Genomic DNA, 23,757 nt, shown 5'->3' with positions numbered 1-23,757 from the left:
CGTCGGCGAAGGTGGTCAGCGGAGTGCGGGCCTCGCCGCGGGCGGAGGCATTCCACAGCTGGACGGTGCCTGGCTCAGGGGGCGTGGAGAGGAAATTCTCGTCGCTGGTGGTGGCGAGCAGCCGCCCATCCGGACTGAATGTTCGAGCGTAGCCGCCGGCGAGGGTGGCCAGCGGCCGGTTCGTGAAGGCGAGCAGGCGCAGCACGCTGTTGCGTGCCTGAGGGGTGGGGGCGGTGCGGTAGGCGGCCAGCGCCAGCCGGCGGGCGAGGTCAGGCTGGTCGGCGGCCTTCTTCGTTGATGCGGCGGCCAACTGCCGTGACACCGCCTCCCGGTCGAGGTTGGGGCCGGGGCTGCTCCCACCGGTGATGCGCCAGAGCACCAGCGACACCACCACCAGCACCGCCATCGCGGCCAGGGGCAGGGCCACCCTCCGTCGTGCCCGCCCGCGCCGCCTCCGGGCGCGCCTCGGCCCGCCGTTCTCGCTCCCGGCGTCCGGCCCGACAGCGCCGCCGTCGGCTCCCGAGGCGACTGTCCTCGCGTCGTCACTGTCGCCCACCCGAGGGGGAGGTGCCGGCGGGTCGGTGGCCCGCAGGACGTGGTCGTCGAGGTGCAACGGCAGCCTGGCACGGGTGAGCCAGCCCGAGCTGTAGGCCTCGGTGGCGGCGTGGGCGAGATCGAGGGCGAACGCGGCGGCATCGGGGTAGCGGTCGGTGGGGGCCTTCGCCAACGCGCGCAGCACCACCGCCGCCACCGAGGCCGGTACCCCGACCATGGGTGGGGGTGGGTCGTTCAGGTGCTGGCGCCACAGCACCGGCAGCGGCTGTCGCGAGTCGAACGGCGGGGCTCCGGTAAGCAGGTGGTACAGCACCACGCCCAGCGCGTACAGGTCCGTCGCCGGCCCCAGCCGACCGCCCTCGATCTGCTCCGGTGCCATGTACATCGGGGTCCCGNCCCGGCTGCTCGCGGTGGCCGCCGACCCTTCGAACAGCTTCGCGATCCCGAAGTCACCGACCTTAGGGGTTCCGTCCGCGGCGAAAAGGATATTGTCAGCCTTGATGTCGCGGTGCAGCACTCCCCGCCCATGCGCATGGCCCAACGCCGCGGCGACCGCCAGGCCCACCGCGCACACCTGCTCCGGGCCGATCCCCACCCGCCGACGGGTCAGCGTGCCCCCCGCCAGCAGCTCCATCACCACCAGGCACAGACCCTCAGCCTCGACGTAGTCGAAGGCCCGCACCACGTGGGGATGGTTCAACCCAGCCAGCACCCGGGCCTCGGCGGCGAAGCCGAAGGTCGTCCCCTCGGAGCCTTCGGCTTCCATTACCTTGATCGCCACCGGATGGCCCGTCCGCTGGTGCTGCCCGGCCAGCACCAGCCCGAACGCCCCCGACCCCAGCCGCTCGCCCACGGTGTAGCCGGGCAGGGCCTTCTCCACCCGCTCCCGGCCGACGATCACGTCACGGCCCGCGGNGGGTGGGCATGCCGTTCCATCTCGTCGGCCCCACTCATGGCTGCGCAAGTCTACCGAGCTGCCACGAAGCGTCACAACACGGTCGGCACCGGACTGGGTCAGGGCTCAACTCCGCGCAGCGTCGTCACCCGGTCGCGGAGGTGCAGTTGATCGACCTGAACCGGGACAACCGGGTCTATGCCTGGTCCACGGTGGCCACGCTGCCGCTGCTTTGGTAGCCCCGCAGGAACGCGAAGGCGCGTCCTCCCTCGGCCGCGGTGGTGTGCTGGGGGAAGATGTTCGACGCGATCTCCTCGATCGAGCCGCGAGCCAGTGCAAGCACGGGGATGGGACTGNTGATGAAGGTGCGCGCCGACCTGCACATCTCGCTCGACGGCTTCGGGTCGACGATCGACGGGACCCCCGACGATCCCCTCGGCACGGACTGGTTCCGGCTCGTCGCCGCCTACACCGCCACGCGCACCTTCCGCGAACGCGTGCTCGGCGACACGAGCGGCGCGGGCACGACGGGCGTCGACGACACGTACGCCGCGAACTACTTCGCCGAGATCGGCGCCGAGATCATGGGAGCCGGCAAGTTCGGGTTGCACGTGCACCCGAACGATCCCGAGTGGCGGGGCTGGTGGGGCGAGGACCCGCCCTTCCACACGCCGGTCTTCGTGCTCACCCACGAGCGGCGCCCGGACCTCGTGATGGCGGGCGGCACCACCTTCCACTTCCTGTCGGCCTCGCCCGAGGAGGCGCTGCAGCTGGCCGCGGGCGCTGCGGGCGGACGCGATGTCCGGATCGGCGGCGGACCGACGGTGGTCCGCGACTTCCTCAGGGCCGGCCTCATCGACGCCTTCCACGTCGCCATCGCCCCGATCCTCCTCGGTGGCGGCGTCCGCCTCTGGGACGATTTGCGCGGCCTCGAACACAACTACTCCGTGCGAGCGGAGACCGCCGAGAGCGGCACCGCGCACCTCACCTTCACGCGCGGCTCGGAAGGTGGCGAGAATTCCGAGGCCGCGCCGCCGTGGCGCCCCGTGGGAGCCACACTCTGAGCCGATCGGTGGCGGATGCGTGACAGGGCGTGCTTACCAGCCGCGGGCGCGCCACTGGGCCAGGTGCGGTCGCTCCGTGCCGATCGTCGAGTCGAAGCCGTGGCCCGGGTAGATCCAGGTGGTGTCCGGCAGGGGGCCGAACACCTTGCGCTCCAAATCGTCCATCAGGGTGACGAAGGCGTCGGCGTCACCGAACGTGTTGCCGGGGCCGCCGGGGAAGCGGAAGTGCCCCTAACAGGTAACATCCGATCATGGTCTCGGATGATCTCGAACCGGCGCTGTCCTACGCCAGGATCTCGGAAGATCCACTCGGCATGGAACGGGGTGTCACCGGCCAGCTCGCCGACAACCGCGACGCCGCACCCCGCTACGCCCTTCGGATCGTCGCCGAGTTCCACGACGACGACATCAGTGCCCTGNGGGGCGCGCCGCGACCCGGCTACAACGNCCTGATCGCCGCGTTGAAGGGGGGGCAGGCGAAGGTCGTCGTCGTCTTCCAGACCTCGAGGTTGTGGCGGAATCGGAGTGAGCGAGCCGAGGCGATCGGCCTCTTCGGACAGCTCGGCGTCCGGATCGTCGCGACCAAAGGCCCTCACCTGGACTTCTCGACTGCCTACGGCAGGGGCATGGCCGGGCTGCTCGGCGAATTCGACACGATGGAGTCGGAGGTCAAGTCTGAGCGGGTCACCGGCGAGGCTGCCAAACGCGCTGCCGAAGGCCGCGCCAACGGCATGGTCTCCTACGGGTGGCGGCGCGAGTACGACCAGGATGCACGGGGCCGTGTCGTCGGATTCCGCGACCTCGTCGACGAGCACCAGGCCGCCGTCGTTCGTGAGATTGTTGATCTTCTCCTTGCCCGCAGATCCCTCAAAGCGGTCACCGCGATCCTCAACGAACGCGGCGAACCCGCACCCGGCGGGAAAACGTGGATCTACTCCGGTGTTCGCAAGATCGCCCTACGCCCGGCGAACATCGGCCGGCGGATCTACCGGGGCGAGGACATCGGCCCGGCCGCCTGGCCGGCGATCGTCGACGAGGGCCGNCACGCGCAGGTCGTCGCACTTCTCGGCGATCCGGCCCGGGTATCGAGTCGATCGGGTGCTCGCCGGCACATGCTGTCGTACGCCTCCGAAATCGCGCTCTGCGGTGCCGAAGGGTGCGGGGCCGAACTTCGAGTCGGCAAGGTAGGCAAGCACGTCCTCTACCAGTGCGTGAAGGGCTGCGTCGGACGTAACCAGGCGAAGACGGATCAAGTCGTGGATCTCACCGTGATCGAGCGGTTCAGCCGGCCNGACGCCGCTAGCCTCTTCGTCCACAACGACGACGGAGCCCGTGAGGCGCAGAAGGAACTATCCCGGCTACAGGCAAAGCTCACCCTGGCAACGGACGACTACAACGCGGACCTGATCAGCCGGCCGCAGTTCCTGCGGATCACTGCTGACCTGCGGCCCCGCATCGAGAAGGCGAACACCACGGCGCGGCGCACGGTGCCCGGAGTCTCCGCCGATGTGATCCGAGAGCTGATCGCCGATCCAGAGGCGACCTGGGTAGGGATCAGGGACATGTCCCAGCGGCACGCGATACTGGCCAGTATCGGAATCCACATCAGAATCTTGCCTACCCGGAAGGGCCCCTGGTTCGACCCCGAGTCGATCGAAATCAACTGGCCGGGGGATCAATCCGGTCGGTGACGCTGCCGGCGTCGTCACTAGAGGGTGTCCGCACCTGAGTCTCTGCCCGATCAAGCGCCTCGATCACCGCGCCATGCAGCTCGGCGATCGGCGCGGCGGCAAGTGCGGCTCGTGNCTCTGCGACGAGAAGGCGCGTCATGTTTCCGCGGTGCGCTCGTAGGGACCTCGGTGTGATCGCGGACTTGTCCCCGATCCGATGATCTCGTTCCTCCTGCAGCGAGCGGCCCCACAGAAACCCGGCTACGCCGTGTGCCACCTCGGGTGACATGTTGAGCGCCCGAGCAAGCGGGAGTGACCGCTTCTCCTCCTCGGTGAGTGGACGCGGCCCGAGGCCGAACCCGGGCGTCGGCAGGTGGGGGAGGTTGCTGGGGCGTCCTGACCCTCGCCGTGCGCCGAATTCGGCTGGCGTGGCTACGTCGGTGTTGCGGGGTAGGCGGTCGCCGCGAAATGCCCGCTGCAGATCGCCTCGGGTGATCGTGACGGTGTCGCTCACACGGATCTCGCCTGGACCGTCGAACCAGTCGGCGAGTGGGACGTCATAGGCCATCGACAGGCCGAGTAGGTCCCGGATCGTGATCGTCTCTCGCCGGCCGTTCTCCAAGGTCACGACGGTGTCCCGGTTCCAGGGCAGACCACACTGCCGCAGGTGCTCGGCGCAGGCACCCTGAGACTGGCCGCGCGCCGTCCGTATCCGCCGGAGCGCCTGGCCGACNGCGACCCCTTCGGGCTGGATGTGTTCCGAGTCCACCCGGCCGATTCTGTCACGATCGCACCGATGTTGGTCTCTGTCCAACATCGTGTCATGCGATGTTGTGGTCTCAGACCAACATCAAATCATGATCTGCCTGCGGTGCAGCGGAAACTGCCAGCGNTGGCGGATTTGACAGACGCGCGACAGCGATCTAGGTTCCATTCATGGCAATGGATACAGCCCACGTCCATTGGTCGCGACTCCGAACCTGGCGTCTCGCNCATGGCCTGCGCCAAGCCGACATCGCGGACCTAGCAGGTCTCTCCGTCTCCTACATCTCGCTGATCGAGAGAGGCAGACGCGATCTGGCCCCCGCAGACAAGGGGTGGCTCGCCCGAGCACTCGGCACCCGGGTGCGCGACTTGTTCGACATCGACATCGACATCGACATCGACATCGACAGCGATGGGCGGGCCGCGTGACCGGCCGTCACTGGACCTACGAGGAATTGCGCCTCTACGCCCGGGAGGCCGCCGCGCGAGCCCCGGAGTTCACCCCCGAGCAGATCGTCAGCTTGCGCCAGCTACTCGGTATCGACCGGAGCGCGACCAGCCCGGAAACGCCGACGGCCGGGGTGCCCTCCCCGGCCGTCGTCACCTACGCATCACCAACGACCCCCGCTACGGAGTCTGCCCCCGATGATAACCCAGTCGACCGCGACGAAGCCGCCTGATCGGGCCGACGCCGGCCCGCCCGCCGTCATCGTGCCCCTCGACGTCCTGCGCCGCCTTCCCGTCGCCCGCAGGTCCATCCGCGCTACTACCCCCCGCAACTGGGCCCCCTGGGAGCAGGAGGCCCTGGCCCTCATCCGTGCCGGACTCAACCCGAAAGACGCGGCCCGGCTTGCTCTGCAGGTCGCAGCATGAACGGCCGGCAGCAGACCCGCCCCACCCGCGTCGAGATCACCGAAACCGGCGTCGAGGTCTACGCGCCGTTCAGCCAGAACCTGAACGAGGACCTGCGGAGCATCCCCGGCGCGCGGTGGATTCCGGCGCACTGGGAAGTCCCCACCCGCTACCAGGCTGAAATCGTCGAATTCCTCGACGAGATCTTCGGCCCCCCGACCGTCGTCTACATCCGGCGGCCCGGCCAGTGACCGACATCCGGCAGGCCCGGGGCTTCCTCGCCGCACTCGCCCACGACGGCGACGGCACACGCCGCGACGCCATCCTCCAACTGCCACATCGGAAGCAGGGCGGCAACGGGCTCAGCCCACGACACGCCCGTACCAGCGGGGACCTCGGCGCCGTCGCCGCCGACTGCATCCGACGTGCCGCCAGCGGCGACGTGTACATCGGGATTCACCCGCTCCGCCACATCCCGCCGCCAACGCCGGACGGACGCCCCCGGCGCGGCGGCAAGATCGACGTACTTGCAGTCGCCGCCGTGGCAGCGGATCTCGACGTCGAAGGCCCCAACCACGCGAAAACCACCGACACCGGGCTACCGCTCCCGCCGACCCGCGAAGAGGCACTTCGCGTCCTCGCCCCGTTCCCGCCGGCGACCTGCCTGGTGTGGAGCGGTGGCGGCTGGCAAGTGTGGTGGCTNCTCCACCGGCTCGCGCACCTCGGCATCGTTGAGGGTGAGCGGATCACCCGCGGATGGGTCGATCTGCTCCGCGCCCACGCTGCCGAGCTCGGCTACCACGTTGATCAAACAGGCGATCTTGCTCGGGTGTTGAGGTTGCCCGGCACGGTGAACTTCAAGTCCTCGGATCGGCCACTCGTCCACATCGTCGAGACCGGCCCGCGCTACAACCTCGACGAGCTCGCCCAGCTCATGCCCGCCCCCGAACCAGAACCGGAACGGCCGCCCGTTGTCATCCGGCCTGCATCCGGCGGGGCCGACGCGATGGAGGTCACTGCCCGCTGGTCAGCGGAAACCGACTGGTCGATCTTGCTGGAACCCGCCGGCTGGATCTGCTCCCGGAGCAGCGGCGCGGGCGAGCGGCATTGGACCCGGCCGGGCAAGAGCACCGGTACCAGCGCCGTCTCCCACGACGACCCGCCGGTGCTCCACATCTTCACGTCCAGCTCGGAGCTACCGGCCGACAGCACTATGACGAAGCTCGAAGTCCTCGCTCATCTTCACCACGGCGGGGACGTTCGCGCCGCATGGCACAGCATCGCCCCGCCCCTGGATGTCAGCGTTTCCGACGTTGGCCGCCTCACCGCATTCATCCTCGGTGGCGGCCCGGCCGGCAAGGCCGGNGGCCGTCTCGTCTGGGCCGCCCGGCAGATCGCCCCTCTCGGCAGCCACGACGCCGCCCTCCGCGACCTGATCCGGGCCGGCGTCAGCGCCGGCATGCCGCTACGCGAAGCAGTCCGCNCCGCGACCCACGGCATCCACACCCCCCTGCCCCAAGGAGCCGCGTGTGTCGAATGACGCACCGCTCAGCGACGACGAGATCGACGCGGTCCGCCGCGAGCTCGACCCGCCGCCGCCAGAGATGGATGAAGAGATCATCGTCGCCGCGCTCCTCGGCGAGAAAAACGACCTCGCCCGGGTGAAACTCGTACGCGATCACGTCGATCTCCTCGGTCGACACGGAGTCCAGGGCAAGACGAAGCTCGCCCATCAAGACGCCCTCGTCACCGCAAGACTGATCACGAGAACCGCGTTCGAGGAGGTCTACAAGGGCGGCGTCAACGCAGCCAAAGCGAACAAGGCGCAGCGGACCCACAGCCCCACNCCCNCCCCGCCTGCGAGCGACCTGACCGACCTGACCGACGACGCCAACGCCAACCGGCTCATCGAGGCGTACCAGCCCGTCATTCGGCGCGTCTCAGACATGGGCTCCTGGTGGCGCTGGACAGAGCAGCGATGGGACCGCGACTACGACGACGCCTTCGTCCGCGAGGCCGCGAAGAAGCTTGCACGCGAGCTACCCCAAGACGACCGCGACACCGCCCTCCACAAGCGGATCAGCATGAGCAGCGCGGGACTGTCCTCCGCGATCCGCGTAGCCCAGTCCGATCCCAGGATCACCGTGCTCGCCCGCGACATGGACGGCCACCCCGAGCTGCTCAACACCGCCAACGGAGTCCTCAACCTACGCACGGGCGCACTCGGCCCGCACGACCCCGCACTCATGCTCACCCGAGCCACCCCCGGACCGGTCGACCTCGGCGGCGAACACCCGCGGTGGGATGCCTTCCTCGACGAAACATTCGGCGGGGACAGCGAGCTGATCGCCTATGTTCGGCGGCTCTGCGGCCTCGCGCTCCTCGGCGACGTCCGAGACCACATCCTGNCCCTCCTCTACGGCTCCGGAGCGAACGGAAAAGGCGTCCTCCTCCTGGTTCTCCAAGGACTCCTTGGCGTAGCCGACACCNGTGGCTACGCCGTGTCCGCACCCGACGGGTTCCTGATGACCAGTACCGGGAGCGCCCACCCCACGGAGATCGCCCGTCTGCGGGGAGCCCGGCTAGTCGTCTGCTCCGAGCAGACAAGCGGACGCCGTTTCGACGAGGNGCGCGTCAAGCGGCTCACCGGGGGAGACCTGCTGACGGGCAGGTTCATGCGCGGAGACTTCTTCGACTTTCCGCCATCCCACCTCGTCGTCGTCGCGACGAACCACCTACCCGAGGTGCGCGAGGGTGGGCCGTCGTTCTGGCGCCGAGTCAGGCTCATCCCATTCGACCACGTTGTCCCGCCCGACCGGCGTGATCCTGAACTGCACGCACGGCTCCTCGACCTTGAGGGCGCGGCGATCCTCGGGTGGATGGCGCGCGGCGCCCAAGAGGTCATCCACAGGGGCCTCGGCGAGCCTGCGCGGGTCATGGCCGCGACCGACGACTACCGGGTCAGCGAAGACACCCTCGCCTCCTTCGTCCGCGACGAGTGCACGATCGGTCCCAACTGGTGGTGCTCGGTCCCCGACTTCCGTAGCCGCTACGAAACGCACTGCTCCGAAATGGGCGTCGAGGCACTCTCCGCGAAGGCCGTAGGGATGCGGCTGACCAGGGAGTATCCCGTCACCCCTGATCGTCTCTCCCGGCCCGCGCGCCGCGTCTACCGCGGTATCGGCTTGCTTGCCGATGGACCCGAAGGCGATGACGGATGACGCATCCGGCCCGGAGGACGCATTTCCCGCGTACACGCGCGCGAGGTAGACACCCCTCTGCACGCACAGCTCTCTACGCGCTGGAATGCGAGTTTCCGACGGATGCGTCATCCGTCATCGCGGGCGGACCCGGCTGATGACTGGCCGATGCCCGGTGTGCGGGCGCCACCCGCCGCCTCCGCGCCGACAGCACCCTCTACGCCCACAACGGCGATGACGGCCGCCGCTGCCCCGGCAGCCGGCAGCCACCCGGCCAGCCCGAACCGGCAGACCCCTATCCGCCCGCCGAGCCGACGTGCCGCTGGTGCGCCACCCCCGCCGACCCGGCCATCTCCCCGGTCGCCGGTTGGTGCGGCCTCGAGCACCAGGCCGTCGGCCGGGCCACATACCGGCGCCGCCGCGCCGCCGCTACCGGCGGGAACGGCACGCCACCAACAACCCAAAAGGAGCCTGAACATGACCGTCGACCTCGACTCACCCCGAGCCCCATGGCGTGGCCCGCGCAGCCCGTCCCACTGGACGTGCCCGCGGTGCCGCAACACCGCCGTAGCCGACCACGAGCATCCCGGCGCACTGATCATCGAGNACCGCCCCGGCTGCCAGACCCCCAGCGGCCTCGAAATCGCCCACGTCACCACCACCACCACCACGAAAGCCGCGGCCACATGAACATCACCCAGATGGCGAACCTCTGCCGATCCGTACACGCCGACACCACCGAAGGTGCCTGCACGGCACCACCCCGAATCGGGGCCTGCACCTGCGGCGGCGTGTTCCTAATCGTCTGCGCCGAATGCCTGACTGGCCTCGCCTTCACCGGCCCGTGGCTCGCCGCCCACGGCGCATCCGACATGGCAGAACTCCGGAAACCACCGTGCTGCGGAGCGCAGGGCGGCCGCTACGAAGACCTTCCCGCCCGCCACACGATCACAGCCCCCGTCTGATGCGCCGCCGCCGCGAACCCCCCGTCGAGCCACACCGAGAGGACTCCCCCCAGATGACCAGCACCAGCACCCCCGCCGCAGATCCCGACGACCTGCCCGCCCAGATCCGAGACCAGGTCGACCGCATCCTCGACGGCTACAACCGCAGGGCGGTNCCGTTCCGCGACGAGCTGCTCCCGCCCGGCGGGCTGCACGTCGAAGCCACACGGCAACCATCCGGCGAGTGGACCCCGGCGGCGGTTCCCGCGCTCGCCCTGCTACGCCGCGCCGACGAGTGGTGGTCTGCGGCTGTGAACGTCGCCGAGCGGATCGTCGACCTCGACGGCAACCATCGCGCCGAGCTGACGGCCATCGCCACCGGCCTGCTGTCCGAAGCATTTCGGGGCCGCACCACCGTGCTGACCGCCTACGCCGCCGCGACATTCGACGGCGACCTTGCCGCAGGCCCGCGGGTGTCCGAGGCGGGCACGGTGCGGATCGGCGACGTGGACATCCCCCTCGACGGCCGGGCCGTCGCCGGCCCCCGTCCGGCGAAACCCGAAATCGGGCTGACCGTCGCCCCCGGCTCCGACCCTCGGGAAGTCGCCGAGTTCCTACGCCACGTCGCCGAGCAGATCGAGAAGACCGGCGTCTACACCTGACCCGCCGGCCCGGCCGGCACCCGCAACAGCACACCTACGAACGGAGATCGACATGCCCGTGACNCCNCCCNCCCCGCCCCGCCGGACCGCCCCGGCAGGGAAGACCAGCCCGCCGGCCAAGCCCGCGGCCGCAGCCCCGCCGCCTCTGGCCGTCNAGGTCGCCAGGCTCGCCGACGCGGTCGAGTTCGCGTCGGATCCGGGCCGAATCCTGCGGGAGACCGCCGCCCGTGTCGATGACCTTGCCGGGAAGGTTCGTGCCGTCCGTGCCGGTCAGCTTCGCGCCCGACGCGAAGCCATCACCGCCACTGCGGACACGGCCCGGGAGACTCGCCGGGCGGCGCTCCGGGCCCGCCGCGCCGAGCTGCTCGCCCGGCCGCTTCCCCCACTGGCGAAGACGACGGCTGCCGCCAAGGGGAAGGCGGCGACGGCCGTTCGGACGTCGACGGTTCCGCCGGTCCCTGCCCGGAAGACCCTGCCGAGGCGTTCCGGCCGCTGACGACGGAGAGTGACGGAATGCCGGAGGATTCACGTCTCCGGAACCCTTCCGTGAATACCGTCACCGAGAGTAGCGACGAACAGGTGAGGTCAGGCGAAAAGATCATGACTGATACGAGCAGCACCAGCAGCGACGGCAACNCCCCGCCTGCGCCGGTCCCCGGCCGATGCAACGCCCAAAGACGCGGACCGGACGGTGCCCTGTGCCGGGAGCCAGCAGGGAAAGGGACAGGGCACCTGGGCGCCGGCCGGTGCCGCAGGCACGGCGGGAACGCACCCGCCGCCCGCGCCGCCGCGGTCCGCGAGCAGATCACCGACGACTTCCGCCGGTACGGTGCGCCGATCCCCATCGACCCCGTGTGGGCGTTGAAGACCGAGGTGGACCGGGCCAACGGACTCGTCGCGATGATCGAAGACCAGATCAACGGGGCCGTCGACGAGGACGGGCATGTTCAGCTCGTCNAGAAGGTCGAGAACCGGGACGGCACGGTTCGATCCGGGCCATCCCCACTCGTAACCCTTCATCAGAAGGAACGCCAGCAGCTCGTCACCGCGGCTCGCGCGGCCATCGATGCCGGTTTTCAGGCAGCGTGGGACAGTGCGGTCCGGGAACGCCAGGACAAGATCTTCGATCTCGTCGAGAGTGTCGTCCGCGGCTTGGGTCACGATCCGGGCAGCCCCGAGGTGGTGGCGGTGGTCACCCGCGCTCTCGCAGAGTTTGCGGTGACGACCAGCGCCCGTTCCGAGCTGCTGGCCGTTCCTGCCGACGACGAGGATGGGGTGTCGTGGTGACCGGCGAGATGCCGCTGCCCGGGATGCTGGCGGTGGCCCGCCGCCGCGCGCTGCTCGCCGAAAGCGATCTTGTGCACTTGGCGTATGCCGGCGCGGATGTTGCGACGCTGACCGCGGTCCGCGTGCTCGTCGACGAGCGGTTCGCCACGCTGGCTGGTTTGGAGGCGGCGGCGGATGCTGCCGGATCTCCCGCTCGGCCGGTTCTGATCGACCGGTTGTTGTTCGCGCGTGAACGGGTCAAGGCGTTGGTAGCACCACCGGGGCGTCCGGCGCATCCGGTCCTTCTGGGTCGGATCCAGCTCGCGGTTGCCGACGCCGGCCACCGCCTTCTCGTGTTCCTGGCTTCCGATGGGGCGCCGGTCGACGACGAACTCGTCGGCCTCGACGCCGACCAGGTTCGGATCTCCTCGGAGATCGACCAGAGCCTGTGGGATGAGGCGATCGCCGCGGCGGGTGGGCTCGATGGCGAGTGAGCCGGTGGCCGTCGAGGNGATGCCGGAGGATCTGGTGCCGCGTGCTGAGATTCCACGCCGCTGGCCGGTGATCTCGAAGCGGATGGCGCGCCGCTTGACGGATGACAAGCGGCTGCCGGTGTGGGTGATCGGCGCCAGGCTGCACGTGTCCGCCGCAGACCTCGAGGGGTCATCGCGTCGTGCCGCCGTCCGGCATCACCTCAGCTATNGGGATGATCCTTGGCCGCCGGGAAGCACCGCCACCCGGGGCGATGCCGCTGAGTTCGTGGACACAATGACGACGAGATCGTCGGCGTTGGACAACTGCTCGCGGTCGAGTGATCCGGGTCCGGCGCGGCATCGCCTCGGCCGAAATTGGAACGTTTACTGACGAATTCACGCCGAACCCCTCTCCAACCTCTACCACCCAGACCCGGTACGGCGGAGATGGAGCAACGCGATGATCCTAATGGCGGTGACGGCAGCGGCCGGGCAGGGGTTCGCCCTGCTCGGCCTGTGGCTACGACTACGATCACGGTTCCACTACGAGCATGCGCACGGCCGGCTCCTCGTCGATGTGGCGACCGCGGTGCCCTGCGGCGTTCGGGTCGACGAACGATGTGCAGATGGCAGCCGTCTTGTCGTCACCGTCGAGGCGGGGACGGAGCGGAAGAGTGACGATGACCGATGAGCGTGGCGAGCAGGGGGAAGCAGCTCTCACCGGGAGCACCGGCGTAAGAGATACGCCCTCCGGCCAGCCTTTGGGTCGACCGGAGCCCCTGGAACAGCCTGAGCCGGCGGCCGTGGTGTTCGAAGACTTCTACCAGGAGTTCACCCCGACGCTCGTGGCGTTCCTGCTATGGCAAGGGGCCCGACTGGCCGACGCCGCTGACATCGTCCAAGAGACCATGACCACGGCCTACCGACGATGGACGGACATTAAGCATCCCCGGGCCTGGACCCGGACAGTGGCCTCCCGGGAGTACGTCCGCCGGATCGCCTCCGTCGAGGACCCTGTCGGCGACCTGTCAGAGGTCGTAGTTCTGCTGCCGGCCAACGGGGATCTGGCCGCCTTCGAACAGCGGCACGAGGTTCTGCGCCTGTTAAAGCTTCTCCCGCACCGGCAACGACAGGTCATGGCCTGGGCCTTCCTCGGCTATACCCCTGCGGAAACCGCCGATGAATTGAAGATCAGCTCCGATGCAGTGCGTAGCACNCTAAAACTGGCGCGCCGTGCGCTCNCCCAGCACCTCGCAGGGGGGCGATCCGACGATGACTGACGAAGATCTGGACCGCTGGCTCANTGACCAACACGCCGACCTCATTACCGACCTCACTGATCTACTCGATCTCGGTGCGGGTCTGCAGGAAGTCGTGCTTGCCGACCATCACTCCGGGCTCGTCGACGACGTCCGGAACGTGCTCGACCTCGACGCAGGCTTCGCCGCCATCACGTCGGCTCGAGAGGACCACACACCAGACAAGGATGCGGCACCGCCGCGCCTCGCAGGTCGGTCTGTCAGCGCAACGGTTCGGCTTCTCGAATCCTTCGATGTCCAGACCCGTCTGAATGTTCGCGGCCATCCGGCTGTTATTGTTTTCGCTCGAGCCCTCGACCTCGCCCTCGCCCTCGCCCTCGTCCGCGAACTCGTCCGCGCCCTCGACCTCACCCGCGCCCGCGCCCGCGAACTCGCCCGCGAACTCGTCCGCGCCCTCGACCGCGCCCNCATTCGCGACCTTGAGCGCGACCCTGACCGCGAACTTGACCGCGACCTTGACCGCGCTCTCAGCCTCGCCCGCGCCCTCGCCCGCATCCTCGATCGCGACCGTGCCCGCGCCCGCGCCCGCGCTCTCAATCTTGACCTCACTCTCGGCTTCACTCTCGACCGCGCCCTCGACCGCGCCCTCGACCGCGTCCNCGATCTAGACCATGAACTCGATCGCGCCCTCAATGACGCTGTTCGTACTGACCTGGGCCACCTCGCCGGCGAGCGTTTCGGTGATGAACGCGATGTCGTGGCCGCTCTTGACCGCATACGGCAAGACTTCACTGATGCCGATCTGCGGGAAGTTGACCTTTCCCATGTCGATCTAACCGGGGTGCGGTGGTCTCAGACGACCACGCAATGGCCGGCGGCTTGGGAGGAGCAGATTCGCCACGCCTCTGTGTCGATCGGGGATGATCTATGGGAGGTTCGTGGCGGCACGACCAACGTTCCGACTTCCACGTACTCAGGTGGCTGAGGCACACGGATCCCGCGGGGTTATGAGATGGGCGTGCCGGGTGGGCGCATGAGGGCCCGTATAAGATTCCGTGGCCACCCGACCATACAACAGAAGCGGGATTCTGTTGTATGGTCGGGTTCATGATCCCTGAACCCGTCGAGCCTTCCGCCCAGGCTGCCGAAGTCGAGATCCTCGATCGGGGCGCACCGCTCGCACTCGTCGGCGAGGACCGCGACCCGTGGCCGCCTCTGGTCGCGCTCTGGCTCGACTCCGGCTTCTCGGAGAAGACCCGGGAGGCGTATGGCCGCGGGGTCGCCGAGTGGACCCGGGCCTGCGCCGGATGGGACGTGCATCCGCTCGCCGCACGCCGGCAGCACCTCGACCGGTGGNCCCGCGACCTTCAAGCGGCCGGGCAGGCATCCACCACGATCGGCCGGAAGCTGTCCTCGGTGGCGTCCATCTATAGCTACGCCCTCGACGAAGGATTCATCATGACGTCGCCGGCCGCCCGGGTCCGCCGGCCGAAGACTACCGACCGCCACCAGGCCCCCGGCATGTCCCGCGACGAAGCGAGGGCATTCCTCGCCGCCGCCGCCGCGGACGGGCCGCGCACCGAGGCGCTGATGGGCCTGCTGCTGCGTAACGGCCTGCGAGTGTCCGAGGCCATCGGCCTGGACGTGGCCGACCTCGACACCGAACGCGGCCATCGGATCATCCGCATGGTCGGCAAGGGCGCGAAAGCCNCAGTCATCGTGCTCGCCCCGGCCACCGGGCACGCCATCGACACATACCTCGACGGCCACGTCGACGGCCCGCTGTTCATGACGTCGACCGGCCACCGGCTGGACCGGCCGGCGGTGTGGCGGAAGGTGCGCCAGCTCGGACAGCGGGCCGGCTTGCCTCAGACTCGGCTGTCCCCGCATTCGATGCGCGCCACCGCCATCACGCTTCTCCTCGACGCCGGCGTGAGCCTGCGGGACGTCCAGGACTTCGCCCGGCATGAAGACCCGCGGACCACCAGGGGATATGACCGGGCACGCGGAAACCTTGACCGCGCCGGGACGTACGCCCTCTCCGCGTTCCTCGACGGCTGAGCATGTGAAGCAGCGCCATGTCTGGGCGGAGGCAGTTACTCGTCCGCCGGCAGCCCGCGCTCCTCGACCTCCTTCAATTCCCCCCGAAGCTTCCACACCCCCTGGGCGCTTCGCGCGGTCGAAGTGGCTTCCCGACGCATGGCTGCTTGCAACGGCACATAGATCAACCAGGCCGTCTCGCATACGGACTCCGCGAACCGGCGGCCACTTCTCCCGCCGGCGGCGACCCGGTCACCCAACAGCTCCCACATCGCCTGATTCTCCCCGTCGAAGAACATCAGACAGTAATCGGCCAGCTCATGCGCGTAATAGGGGTTGGCGGGCTCCTCGTGGGCTCTCGCGGCCCACACCGCCAGCTTCCCGACGATGTAGTCGGCCTGCAGCCCATCCTCCTGCACCCGGCTGAACGCCTCCCAGAACTCGCCCTGGTCATCGAGGTCTGGCGTGGGCAGCAGATCCAACAGGTCCAGCAGCAGCTTCACGTCTGCCACCTGGTGCGCGGGCTGGTCGTCCGTCGTCACGGCATCTCCTCGTCACGGGGTCTGCCGTCAAGNCTGAGCAGCCCCTGCGGTCAGCGCCGAGCAAACAGGACGATCCGACCAGAGTCGCGCGGGACCGTCCGCGCCGATGACCCCGGGGATCCGGCGGCCGGCTGGGCTCGCGGCTGGACTGTTCCCGGATCCGTCGGCTACTCCTGCCGCTTCGGGGCGCGCACCGTCCGACAGTCGGGGCAGTCCTTGGACGACGACGGCCGGCGGAAGGTGAGTTTCACCCCGGGCCCGTTCTGCGGCCGGCGGTGCTTCCGGCAGCGGAGGACGATCGCCGCCGGGTTCGCAGGCTTCGGTGCCGAATCATCCACCCTGCCGAGGATGGCCTGCCCAGCCTGGCCGTGCCGTAGTCCCCGTGTGTGCTGATCCTCGGGGTCTGTGGCTGCCCGATACGCAGGCCGAGGCGATCCGGATCTACACCACCTCGAAGCAGCTCGGGAAGGACGCCGAACTGTCCGCGGCCGAGATCGTGCGCCGCGCCGAACGTGGCATCGGCATCGCGATCCGCCGAGGACAGGAAGCCGGCGCGATCGCCAAGCGTGGCGATATCGGCGGCCGAGGCGCCCCGGGTGTCATCGGATCCGACCTGGGTTCTACCCGCGGGAATAACCTGGTAAGGCCCTCCCAACATCCCTGAACGCAGACCGCCGCCCCACCCGCAGGCAGGACGGCGGCACACACCCCCGACCGGTCAGGCCGCGTACCTCGTAATATCCGCAACCTTGCAGGTGAACGGCCCCGACGCCGCCGTCAGACTGTTCGCGTCCTGNGGCGANTGCTGCCCCGGCGCCAGGTTGTTCACCGCGACCAGCCCCGTGCCGATCTGTGTTTTCCCGTCCGTCGACTCGAACGCGATCGTGATCGCATAGTTCGACGGCTTCGAGCTGTGGTTGGTGACGGTGACCTTCGCGGCGGCGAACCCCGTCGTCGGATCCGCCGCGCAGGCGGTGATGGTGACGTCTTCGGCGTGCGCCGGCCCTGCGGCGGGCTTGCTGGTCTTCGCGCTGCTCCCCGAGCTGCCCGTCGACCCGCCGCCGGAGCTGCTGTTGCAGCCGGCGAGCGCTGCAACGGCGGCCAGAGTCAGCGCAGGGATGATCGATTTGTGCATGGTGTTCCCCCCTTGTTCCGTTCCGTGAGGGATGCACCTTATCGTGCTGCCGTGACGCCGACCGGGTGACCTGTCGTCTTGTGTGGCGGGGCCGGTTAGCCGTCCGCCTGCCAGTCGGTCAGATCCTCCCCGGCTGCGGCGATCGCCTCCACCGCCGCCGACCGTAGCCGGGCCTCGGCCTCCTCGGCGCTGCCCGCGGCGACGGTGGCAACGAAGTCAACCCGGGCGGTGGCCAGCGTCGCACCGATACTCTGATCGTCCACGCCGGTCCGGCGTGGAACTGGGGATGTACGTATATCCCGTCGTACCCGCGGCGCGCCAAAGCATCCGGAAAGTCCGTGAACGGTACGATTAGCGTGGCTCCGGNAGCGTAGCTTCCGTCAGGCCGCGGTCAGGTGAATCCGCCGTCGAGCACGCCAATTCTCATTGGCCTGCCCGGAAGACGGTCCCCCCGATGCCCACCATCACCCCCCACAAGGTCGCAGACAGCCTGCGGAACATCGCCGCGACCATCAGCCAACCCGCCTGGCATGACAGCCATCCCGGGCCGCTCACCGCCGCCCACGCTGGGAAACTCCGCCGGCTGGCCGGCCGGGTCGAACATGCCATCCGCGACGATGATCCCCGCCTCGACGCGTTCACCCCCCACACGGTCGCCGACCCCGCCGGGGGGCATTTCCTCACCACCCCGGAGGAGGCTGATCGTTTCCTCGCCGAGGTTCCGGAGCACTGGTCCCCGGGCCGTTTCCTCGCCGGCCTGGCCGGCGCGTACCGGGATGCGCCGCCGCCGTCCGAGGACACGATCGCCCAGGTTGTTCGGATGTTGACGGTGGCCGCCGAGCAGGCCGCCGCCGGCCGCGTTCCGGAGCATGCGGTGAACAGCGACGGACAGTTGGTTGTCCGCTATGTTCGCCGGCCTCTTCGGGGGCTGTGACCTATGACTGTGGTGGGCACCGCTGAGATTCTGATCTTCCCGGTTCTGAAGAAGTTCGGGGACATCGGCGCGCAGATCAACAAGCAGCTTGAAGGCGTGGGCCTGGCCGCGACAGGAGCCGCCGGGCAGCTCGGCACCGCAGGCCAATCCGCCAGCCGCCTCGAAGCCGGCCTCGGAGGCGCAGGGGCCGCGGCGGCCGGGGCCGGCGGGAAACTCGGCTCGGCCGAAAAGGCAACCCGCGGCCTATCCGGCGGACTCGGAGACACCGCAGGGGCCGCAGGCCGGGCCGGCGGGGCGTTGCGCACCGCGTCGAAGGACACCACCACCTGGGGTCTCGGCATCGCCGGCGCCGCCGACAAGGCCAAGGGTTTCGCCGTCGAAGCCACGAAACTCACGTCGATCATCGGCGTGGCCGGTGTCGCCGCCGCCCTGTACAAGGGCACGCAGGACGCCAACAGGTTCGACGCGGAACTCGCGAAGGTCTCCACGCAGGCCGGTGTTTCCGCGAACAAGTTGGAAGACCTGAAAATAGGGGTTCTTCACATCGCGGGGAAAATCGGCTCCGATCCGGACAGCCTCGCTGAATCCCTGTTCCACGTCGAGTCGAACTTTTCGTCGATGGGCATCAGTTCCGAAAAAGCCCTGTCCCTCGTCGAAACCGCTGCCAAGGGCGCCCGCGTCGGCGGCGCCGACCTTGTTGATGTCACCAATGCGCTGACCGCCGCGGTGGCAGCGCAGATCCCCGGCGTTCAGAACCTGGACGAGGCGATGGGCTATCTGAACGCGACCGTCGGCTCCGGTGACATGAGCATGCNGGACTTGGNGAACGCGTTCGGGACCGGCGCTGTCGCCGTCGTCAAAGGCTACGGCCTGTCGATCAAAGATGTTGGTGCGGCACTGGCGGTGTTCGGTGACAACAACATCCGCGGCGCGCAGGCAGGCACCCAGCTTCGTGTTGCGGTGCAGGCACTGGCGGTTCCCGCGAAGGCAGGGAAAGCCGCGTTGGAACAGCTCGGCCTGTCCCAGGACACTCTGGCCAAGGACATGCAGAAAGGCGGCTTGAACGCGGCGGTCACTGACCTGCGCAACCGGTTGAAAGCGGCGGGGATCTCCGCGCAGCAGCAGGGGCAGATCCTGNCCGAGGCGTTCGGGAAGAAGGCCGGTACCGGCGTCAACATTCTGATCGACCAGTTCGACCGGCTCGAATCCAAGTATCCCGAGCTGGAAGAGGGCGCGACGAAGTTCGGGGATGCGTGGGCGGGGACGCAGGCCACCACCAAGCAGAAAATCGCCGAGTTGAAAGGCTCCTTCGACTCGCTGCTGATCAATATTGGTACGGCGACGCAGGGTGTGCAGGGCCGGCTGGCCGGGGCGGCGGCCGGTGGTTTGCAGAAGCTGTCGATGGGTGCGGCGGCGTTCGCGAACTCGGCGGCGGGGAACGGGACGACAACCTCGCCGAACAAGTGGGTCGGCCAGGTGGAGCTGGCGGGGGTGCGGGCCCGCGCGGAGATGGAACGCCTCAACAAGACCCTCGGTGACGCGAAGAAGATCGTTTCCGATTTGGCGCCGACGTTCGGGATGGTTGCTGCCGCGGTCGGTGGTGCGCTTATCGTTGGCCTGCACGCTTTCGAGGGTGTGATTGGTTTGGCCGCGCAGCACACCACCTTGTTGAAGACGGCGCTGATAACCATCGCCTCGATAATGATCGCGAACAAGGTTGCGACCCTCGCGCTCACCGCCGCCCACGCGGCAGCGAACATCGTTTTCCTGATCACCGATGTACGAACGTCGAGTATGACGGTGGCGTTGGGTGCGAACTCGGCGGCGAAAACCCAAAATCTGATCGGCACCCGGCTGCTGACCAGCGCCTACAACAGCAGCCTCGCCTCCGTTGTCCGTGCGACCGCCGCGTTCGTCGTCAGCAACGTGACGATGAAAGAAGGGGCGCTCACCACCCGGCTGTGGGCTGGGGCGATGGCCCTGTTCAACGCGGTCATGTCCGTCAACCCGGTGGTTCTGATCGTGGTGGGGATCATCGCGCTAGGTGTGGCCCTCTACGAGGCGTACCGGCACATCACTCCATTTCGCGAGGCGGTGCAGGCCGTCGGCCGGGCGTTGGAGACCGCAGGGAAAGCGGTAGCCCATGTCGCGGTCGCGTTCGGCCACGATCTGGTCGTCGCGTTCCGCGCTGTTGAAGGAGCCGCGGGTGTGGTCGGACGGTTCTTCGTCCGGATCTACAACGATGTGAAGCACTGGCTTGGNGTTGCCCTCGACTTCGTCAAAACGTGGTGGCCGGTGCTGGCCGTAGTGATGACCGGCGGCGCAGCCCTCATCCCCGTGCTGATCATCAAATATTGGCGGCAGATCCTCGACTTCACCGTGCGGATCTTCACCGATGTGAAGGATCTCGTCACCCGGATCTTCAAAGACGTGTATAACGCGGTCGCCTCGGTGGTGACCGCGGTCGTCGACTTTGTCGGCCGTCACTGGCGGCTGCTGCTCGTCATCATCGGCGGCCCCATCGGCCTGATCATCGTTCTGATCGTCAACGCCAAAGACAAGATCGCCGCCGCGTTCTTCGACATGTGGAATTCCGTGTCCGGGTTCGCAGTCCGGATGTGNCATGACGTTTCCGGCGACTTCTCGAAACTCTGGTCCGAGGTGTCCGCGATCGCCGTGNGGATTTGGCACGACGTGTCATCACCTTTTGTGCGTCTCGGAACAGACGTCGCCGGAATCGCCACTGGGATCTGGCGGGATGTTGCTGGTGCCATCACCGGCCTTTGGCGTGATGCCACGAACATCGCAGCCCGAATCTGGCATGAAGTGGCCGGCGCTTTCACCTCCCTGTGGCNTGAGGTTTCGGGTGTGATGACCAACTTGTGGCATGACGCGGTGCGGATCATCTCAGATCTGCTACGCGATGCTGTGGGTCTTGNGACACGGATCTGGCATGAGGCGACCTCGCCTTTCGTCTCGCTTTGGCATGAGGCGAGTGGTGCTGTGACCAGCCTCTGGCATGAAGCGACCGGAACCCTATCGAATCTTTGGCGGGACGCTACTGGCCTGGCCGCGCGGATCTGGCATGACGTGTCCAGCCCGTTCACCAGCCTCTGGCATGAAATGACGACGACCGCATCCAACCTGTGGAAGGACGTCACCGGCTGGTTCGAGCGGATCAAAAACGACATCACCAACAGCGTGAAAACCGCAACCGGGTGGATCAAGGGCGCGTGGGATGGTCTGAAGGAAATCTTCAAAGCCCCCATCAACTTCCTAATCAACCCGGTTTATAACAGCGGGATCCGCAGCGTGTGGAACGCCTTCGCACCGATCGTCCGCGAGGATCCGCTGCCGCACGTTAACGGCTTCGCCGAAGGCGGCCCGATCACCGGCGGCCGGCCGGGCCGCGACTCGGTGCTGGCGATGCTCATGCCCGGCGAGCATGTGTGGACCGCCGCCGAGGTTGCCGCCGCCGGCGGCCAGCAGGCCATGTTCGCCCTGCGACGGCTGTTCGGCGGCGGACGGCAGGCCCGCGGGATCGGCATGGCGGACGGCGGTGACACCAGCATCCTCGGCAAAATCGGCAACGCGATCCTCCACCCCATCGACGCGTTGGAGGCGTTGGGCTCCGGCACGTTGGACGTTCTGGGCACCGCCGTGCACTGGGTCCGCGGCGCCTTGGCCGACGCCGCGCAGGCCGCGTTCATCCCGATCCGCGCCGCGGTCAATGGCACGTTGGGCACCGGCGAGGACTGGAAGGGCGCCGCCGGCCGGCTCGCCGAACGGCCTATGGACGCCATCGTCAACCTGCTCCGCGGCCAAGACGGCAAGGACAAGGCCGCTGCCGCCACAGCACCGGTCGCCGCAGCCCCCACCGGTGACATCCAGGCGTACGCCATGCAGCTCCTCACCCAGCACGGCTGGGCGAACCAGTGGAACGCCTTCAACGCCCTGGAAATGGGTGAGGNCGGCTGGAACCCGGCCGCGCTGAACCGGTCGTCCGGTGCCTACGGGCTGGCGCAGGCGCTACCCGCCTCCAAATACGACTCGTATGGCAACCGCAACGACTACCACGTGCAGCTCCGTTGGATGCTTGACTACATCGGCCAGCGGTACGGCAGCCCGGCGAACGCCTACTCGACGTGGCTGTCCCGCGACCCGCACTGGTACGACCAGGGCGGCCCCCTCAGGCCGGGTTTGACGTTGGCGGCGAACGGGACGGGCCGCGACGAGTGGGTGGTACCCAAGTCGGCGGTCACCGTCGCTGATCGCAGGGCCGCCGGTGTGACGTTGACGCTGAACATCGACGCCCGCGGATCGAGCGACCCGGCCACGGTGGAACGAGCCGTTCGGAAAGCCAGCGCCGACCTTGTTGCCACCCTCGACCAGATGCTGCAGCAGGGCGTCGGGGGCGGTGCCTGACGGGGCGTGCGGGCAGCGGCGCCCAAGTCAGACGTCGTGCTCCTTCCTCATCGCTGCCCACTCGCTCCGGCTGATCACGTAGATGGAATACTCGCCGCCCTGGATCGTCTCGGTGCGGCCGTAGGTGAGGCCGAGCTTCGTGGCTACCTTGATCGAGCCGGTGTTCTCCGCGGTCATGATGGAGATCAGATCGTCTCGCTTGACGACGTCGAACGCGAACTCGAGCGCGGCGCGGCCCGCCTCCGTCGCGAGCCCCTCACCCCACCGCTCGCGGCGGATCGTCCATGCCACCTCGCAGCCGGGCCAGCCGAGCGCCTCGTACAGTCCCGCGCGGCCGAGGAGTTGCCCGGTGGCCCGGTCCTCGACGGCCCACATGNCGTAGCCGCGCAGCGCCCAGTGTCCGATCTGGAAGGCCGTCTGCGACCACGCCGCAGCCTCGGTCTTCGGCTGTGGGGTGTGATCGGCCATGCCCGACCCCGACACGATTTCCAGGTAGTCCAAGACGTCGTCGGCCNGCCAGCCGCGTAGCGCCAGCCGGGGGGTGAGCACGGTGGGAACACCCTGGTCGTCGGGGGTGCTGTAGTCGAGGGTCATCCGCCGCTCCCTGCCGGTAGTGCCTGCCGGTGCACCTGGAGTCGTTCGCCGAGTTCGACGACGGCCCGCTGGCTTTCCCAGCGTGCGCCNAGTTCCTGCCAGAGCTGGCCGGTTNGCTGAATCACGGTCCTGGTCGGTCTGCCCTCCAGCGCGGCGAGAGCNTGCGACGCCGCGTCGGCCGCCTGTTCGGGATCGGGCTGGCGGCGGCGTAGGAACGCCTGCGCGAGNGCGTTGNAGGTGCCGCCGATGTCTTCGTAGCCGCCGCCGGTCGCCTGCAGGATCGCCAACGAGCGGCGGGCATTCGGTTCGGCGAGCTCGCCGTCTCCGAGCCGGCCAGAGACCACAGCCACGAAGGTGTGGATCATCTCTTCGCCGAACGGTTCGGTGCCGACCATCGGTTCGCCAAGCCACACCGTGTCCTGCATGTCGCGCAGCGCCTGCCGGGCCTGGTCGTGCTGGCCGGCCGCGGCCCTGGCCCGAGC

The 23,757-nt window shown here is 68.5% G+C and carries 14 protein-coding genes and 6 pseudogenes; 10 read left to right on the top strand and 10 right to left on the bottom strand.

Annotated elements, in window-relative coordinates; all coding sequences use genetic code 11:
- Both UK94_RS34740 and UK94_RS58835 read right to left on the bottom strand, forming a co-directional pair.
- Nucleotides 1-950, bottom strand: a pseudogene (locus UK94_RS34740) (hypothetical protein); the annotation flags it as partial.
- A gap of 1 nt (nucleotide 951) precedes the next feature.
- A partial coding sequence (locus UK94_RS58835) for a protein kinase (RefSeq protein WP_235488862.1) occupies nucleotides 952-1,372 on the bottom strand: 421 nt, incomplete at its 3' end.
- Nucleotides 1,373-1,809: 437 nt separating this feature from the next.
- On the opposite strand from UK94_RS58835, the gene UK94_RS19865 reads away from it, so the two are divergent.
- A complete protein-coding gene (locus UK94_RS19865) occupies nucleotides 1,810-2,514 on the top strand; it encodes a dihydrofolate reductase family protein (protein ID WP_055751047.1) in 705 nt (234 codons plus the stop codon).
- A gap of 33 nt (nucleotides 2,515-2,547) precedes the next feature.
- Here the strand turns inward: UK94_RS19865 and UK94_RS32850 are convergent.
- Nucleotides 2,548-2,733 (bottom strand): annotated as a pseudogene (locus UK94_RS32850) (MBL fold metallo-hydrolase); the annotation flags it as partial.
- A 1,073-nt stretch (nucleotides 2,734-3,806) separates the two neighbouring features.
- On the opposite strand from UK94_RS32850, the gene UK94_RS58830 reads away from it, so the two are divergent.
- The coding region (locus UK94_RS58830) for a hypothetical protein (RefSeq protein ID WP_235488817.1) at nucleotides 3,807-4,205 on the top strand (399 nt) is incomplete at its 5' end.
- 115 nt (nucleotides 4,206-4,320) lie between these two features.
- Here the strand turns inward: UK94_RS58830 and UK94_RS19855 are convergent.
- Nucleotides 4,321-4,917, bottom strand: a pseudogene (locus tag UK94_RS19855) (helix-turn-helix domain-containing protein); the annotation flags it as partial.
- Between the two features lie 260 nt (nucleotides 4,918-5,177).
- Here UK94_RS19855 and UK94_RS19850 point away from each other — a divergent pair.
- On the top strand, nucleotides 5,178-5,378 hold a 201-nt coding region (locus tag UK94_RS19850; RefSeq protein ID WP_235488816.1), incomplete at its 5' end, for a helix-turn-helix transcriptional regulator.
- A gap of 34 nt (nucleotides 5,379-5,412) precedes the next feature.
- Here UK94_RS19850 and UK94_RS33930 read toward each other — a convergent pair.
- Nucleotides 5,413-5,553 carry a hypothetical protein gene (locus tag UK94_RS33930; protein WP_157734355.1) on the bottom strand — a complete coding sequence of 47 codons (141 nt, stop codon included), beginning with the start codon at nucleotides 5,551-5,553 and terminating at the stop codon, nucleotides 5,413-5,415.
- A gap of 41 nt (nucleotides 5,554-5,594) precedes the next feature.
- On the opposite strand from UK94_RS33930, the gene UK94_RS33925 reads away from it, so the two are divergent.
- From UK94_RS33925 to UK94_RS19795, 5 genes and pseudogenes are all read left to right on the top strand, one after another.
- Nucleotides 5,595-5,822: a hypothetical protein gene (locus tag UK94_RS33925; protein ID WP_157734354.1), complete on the top strand. Its 228-nt coding sequence runs from the start codon at nucleotides 5,595-5,597 to the stop codon at nucleotides 5,820-5,822.
- The gene (locus tag UK94_RS19840) at nucleotides 5,819-6,052 is read left to right on the top strand and encodes a hypothetical protein (RefSeq protein WP_055751042.1); all 234 of its coding nucleotides are present in this window, start codon (nucleotides 5,819-5,821) and stop codon (nucleotides 6,050-6,052) included. Before UK94_RS33925 ends, UK94_RS19840 begins: the two co-directional genes overlap by 4 nt.
- Nucleotides 6,053-10,121: 4,069 nt before the next feature.
- Nucleotides 10,122-10,607 (top strand): hypothetical protein (locus tag UK94_RS19820; protein ID WP_235488813.1); only part of this gene is annotated, 486 nt, incomplete at its 5' end.
- A gap of 1,283 nt (nucleotides 10,608-11,890) precedes the next feature.
- The gene (locus UK94_RS19805; protein ID WP_235488811.1) at nucleotides 11,891-12,367 is read left to right on the top strand and encodes a hypothetical protein; all 477 of its coding nucleotides are present in this window, start codon (nucleotides 11,891-11,893) and stop codon (nucleotides 12,365-12,367) included.
- 530 nt (nucleotides 12,368-12,897) lie between these two features.
- Nucleotides 12,898-13,562: pseudogene (locus tag UK94_RS19795) on the top strand (sigma-70 family RNA polymerase sigma factor); the annotation flags it as partial.
- 707 nt (nucleotides 13,563-14,269) lie between these two features.
- Here UK94_RS19795 and UK94_RS58825 read toward each other — a convergent pair.
- Together UK94_RS58825 and UK94_RS19780 are read right to left on the bottom strand one after the other, a co-directional pair.
- Complete coding sequence (locus UK94_RS58825) at nucleotides 14,270-14,431, bottom strand: hypothetical protein (protein WP_235488809.1); 162 nt, start codon at nucleotides 14,429-14,431, stop codon at nucleotides 14,270-14,272.
- Between the two features lie 1,270 nt (nucleotides 14,432-15,701).
- The gene (locus UK94_RS19780) at nucleotides 15,702-16,187 is read right to left on the bottom strand and encodes a hypothetical protein (RefSeq protein ID WP_055751032.1); all 486 of its coding nucleotides are present in this window, start codon (nucleotides 16,185-16,187) and stop codon (nucleotides 15,702-15,704) included.
- Between the two features lie 382 nt (nucleotides 16,188-16,569).
- On the opposite strand from UK94_RS19780, the gene UK94_RS58820 reads away from it, so the two are divergent.
- On the top strand, nucleotides 16,570-16,851 hold the full coding sequence (locus UK94_RS58820) for a hypothetical protein (RefSeq protein WP_055751031.1): 282 nt from the start codon (nucleotides 16,570-16,572) through the stop codon (nucleotides 16,849-16,851).
- A gap of 566 nt (nucleotides 16,852-17,417) precedes the next feature.
- On the opposite strand, the gene UK94_RS33900 is transcribed toward UK94_RS58820, so the two are convergent.
- Entirely contained in the window at nucleotides 17,418-17,585 is a 168-nt protein-coding gene (locus UK94_RS33900) for a hypothetical protein (protein ID WP_157734347.1), read from the bottom strand.
- 191 nt (nucleotides 17,586-17,776) lie between these two features.
- Between UK94_RS33900 and UK94_RS19765 the strand changes: the two genes are divergently transcribed.
- Nucleotides 17,777-18,256, top strand: coding sequence for a hypothetical protein (locus UK94_RS19765; RefSeq protein WP_055751029.1), 480 nt, complete (start codon nucleotides 17,777-17,779; stop codon nucleotides 18,254-18,256).
- A gap of 4,452 nt (nucleotides 18,257-22,708) precedes the next feature.
- Here UK94_RS19765 and UK94_RS58815 read toward each other — a convergent pair.
- Together UK94_RS58815 and UK94_RS58810 are read right to left on the bottom strand one after the other, a co-directional pair.
- A pseudogene (locus UK94_RS58815) lies at nucleotides 22,709-23,057 on the bottom strand (GNAT family N-acetyltransferase); the annotation flags it as partial.
- A 1-nt stretch (nucleotide 23,058) separates the two neighbouring features.
- A pseudogene (locus UK94_RS58810) lies at nucleotides 23,059-23,195 on the bottom strand (GNAT family N-acetyltransferase); the annotation flags it as partial.
- Nucleotides 23,196-23,757 lie beyond the last annotated feature (562 nt).

The organism is Frankia sp. AvcI1, assembly GCF_001420875.1.
GTDB classification, from domain to species: domain Bacteria; phylum Actinomycetota; class Actinomycetes; order Frankiales; family Frankiaceae; genus Frankia; species Frankia alni.
The sequence above is the reverse complement of the archived record's forward strand: the minus strand, read 5'-3'. Positions and strand labels throughout refer to the sequence as shown.

Excerpts from the sequence above, each read along its gene's own strand:
- UK94_RS19865 (WP_055751047.1), top strand. The coding sequence starts at position 1,810 with ATGAAGGTGCGCGCCGACCTGCACATCTCGCTCGACGGCTTCGGGTCG.
- UK94_RS33925 (WP_157734354.1), top strand. The coding sequence starts at position 5,595 with ATGATAACCCAGTCGACCGCGACGAAGCCGCCTGATCGGGCCGACGCC.
- UK94_RS19840 (WP_055751042.1), top strand. The coding sequence starts at position 5,819 with ATGAACGGCCGGCAGCAGACCCGCCCCACCCGCGTCGAGATCACCGAA.
- UK94_RS58825 (WP_235488809.1), bottom strand. The coding sequence starts at position 14,431 with ATGGGAAAGGTCAACTTCCCGCAGATCGGCATCAGTGAAGTCTTGCCG.
- UK94_RS19765 (WP_055751029.1), top strand. The coding sequence starts at position 17,777 with ATGCCCACCATCACCCCCCACAAGGTCGCAGACAGCCTGCGGAACATC.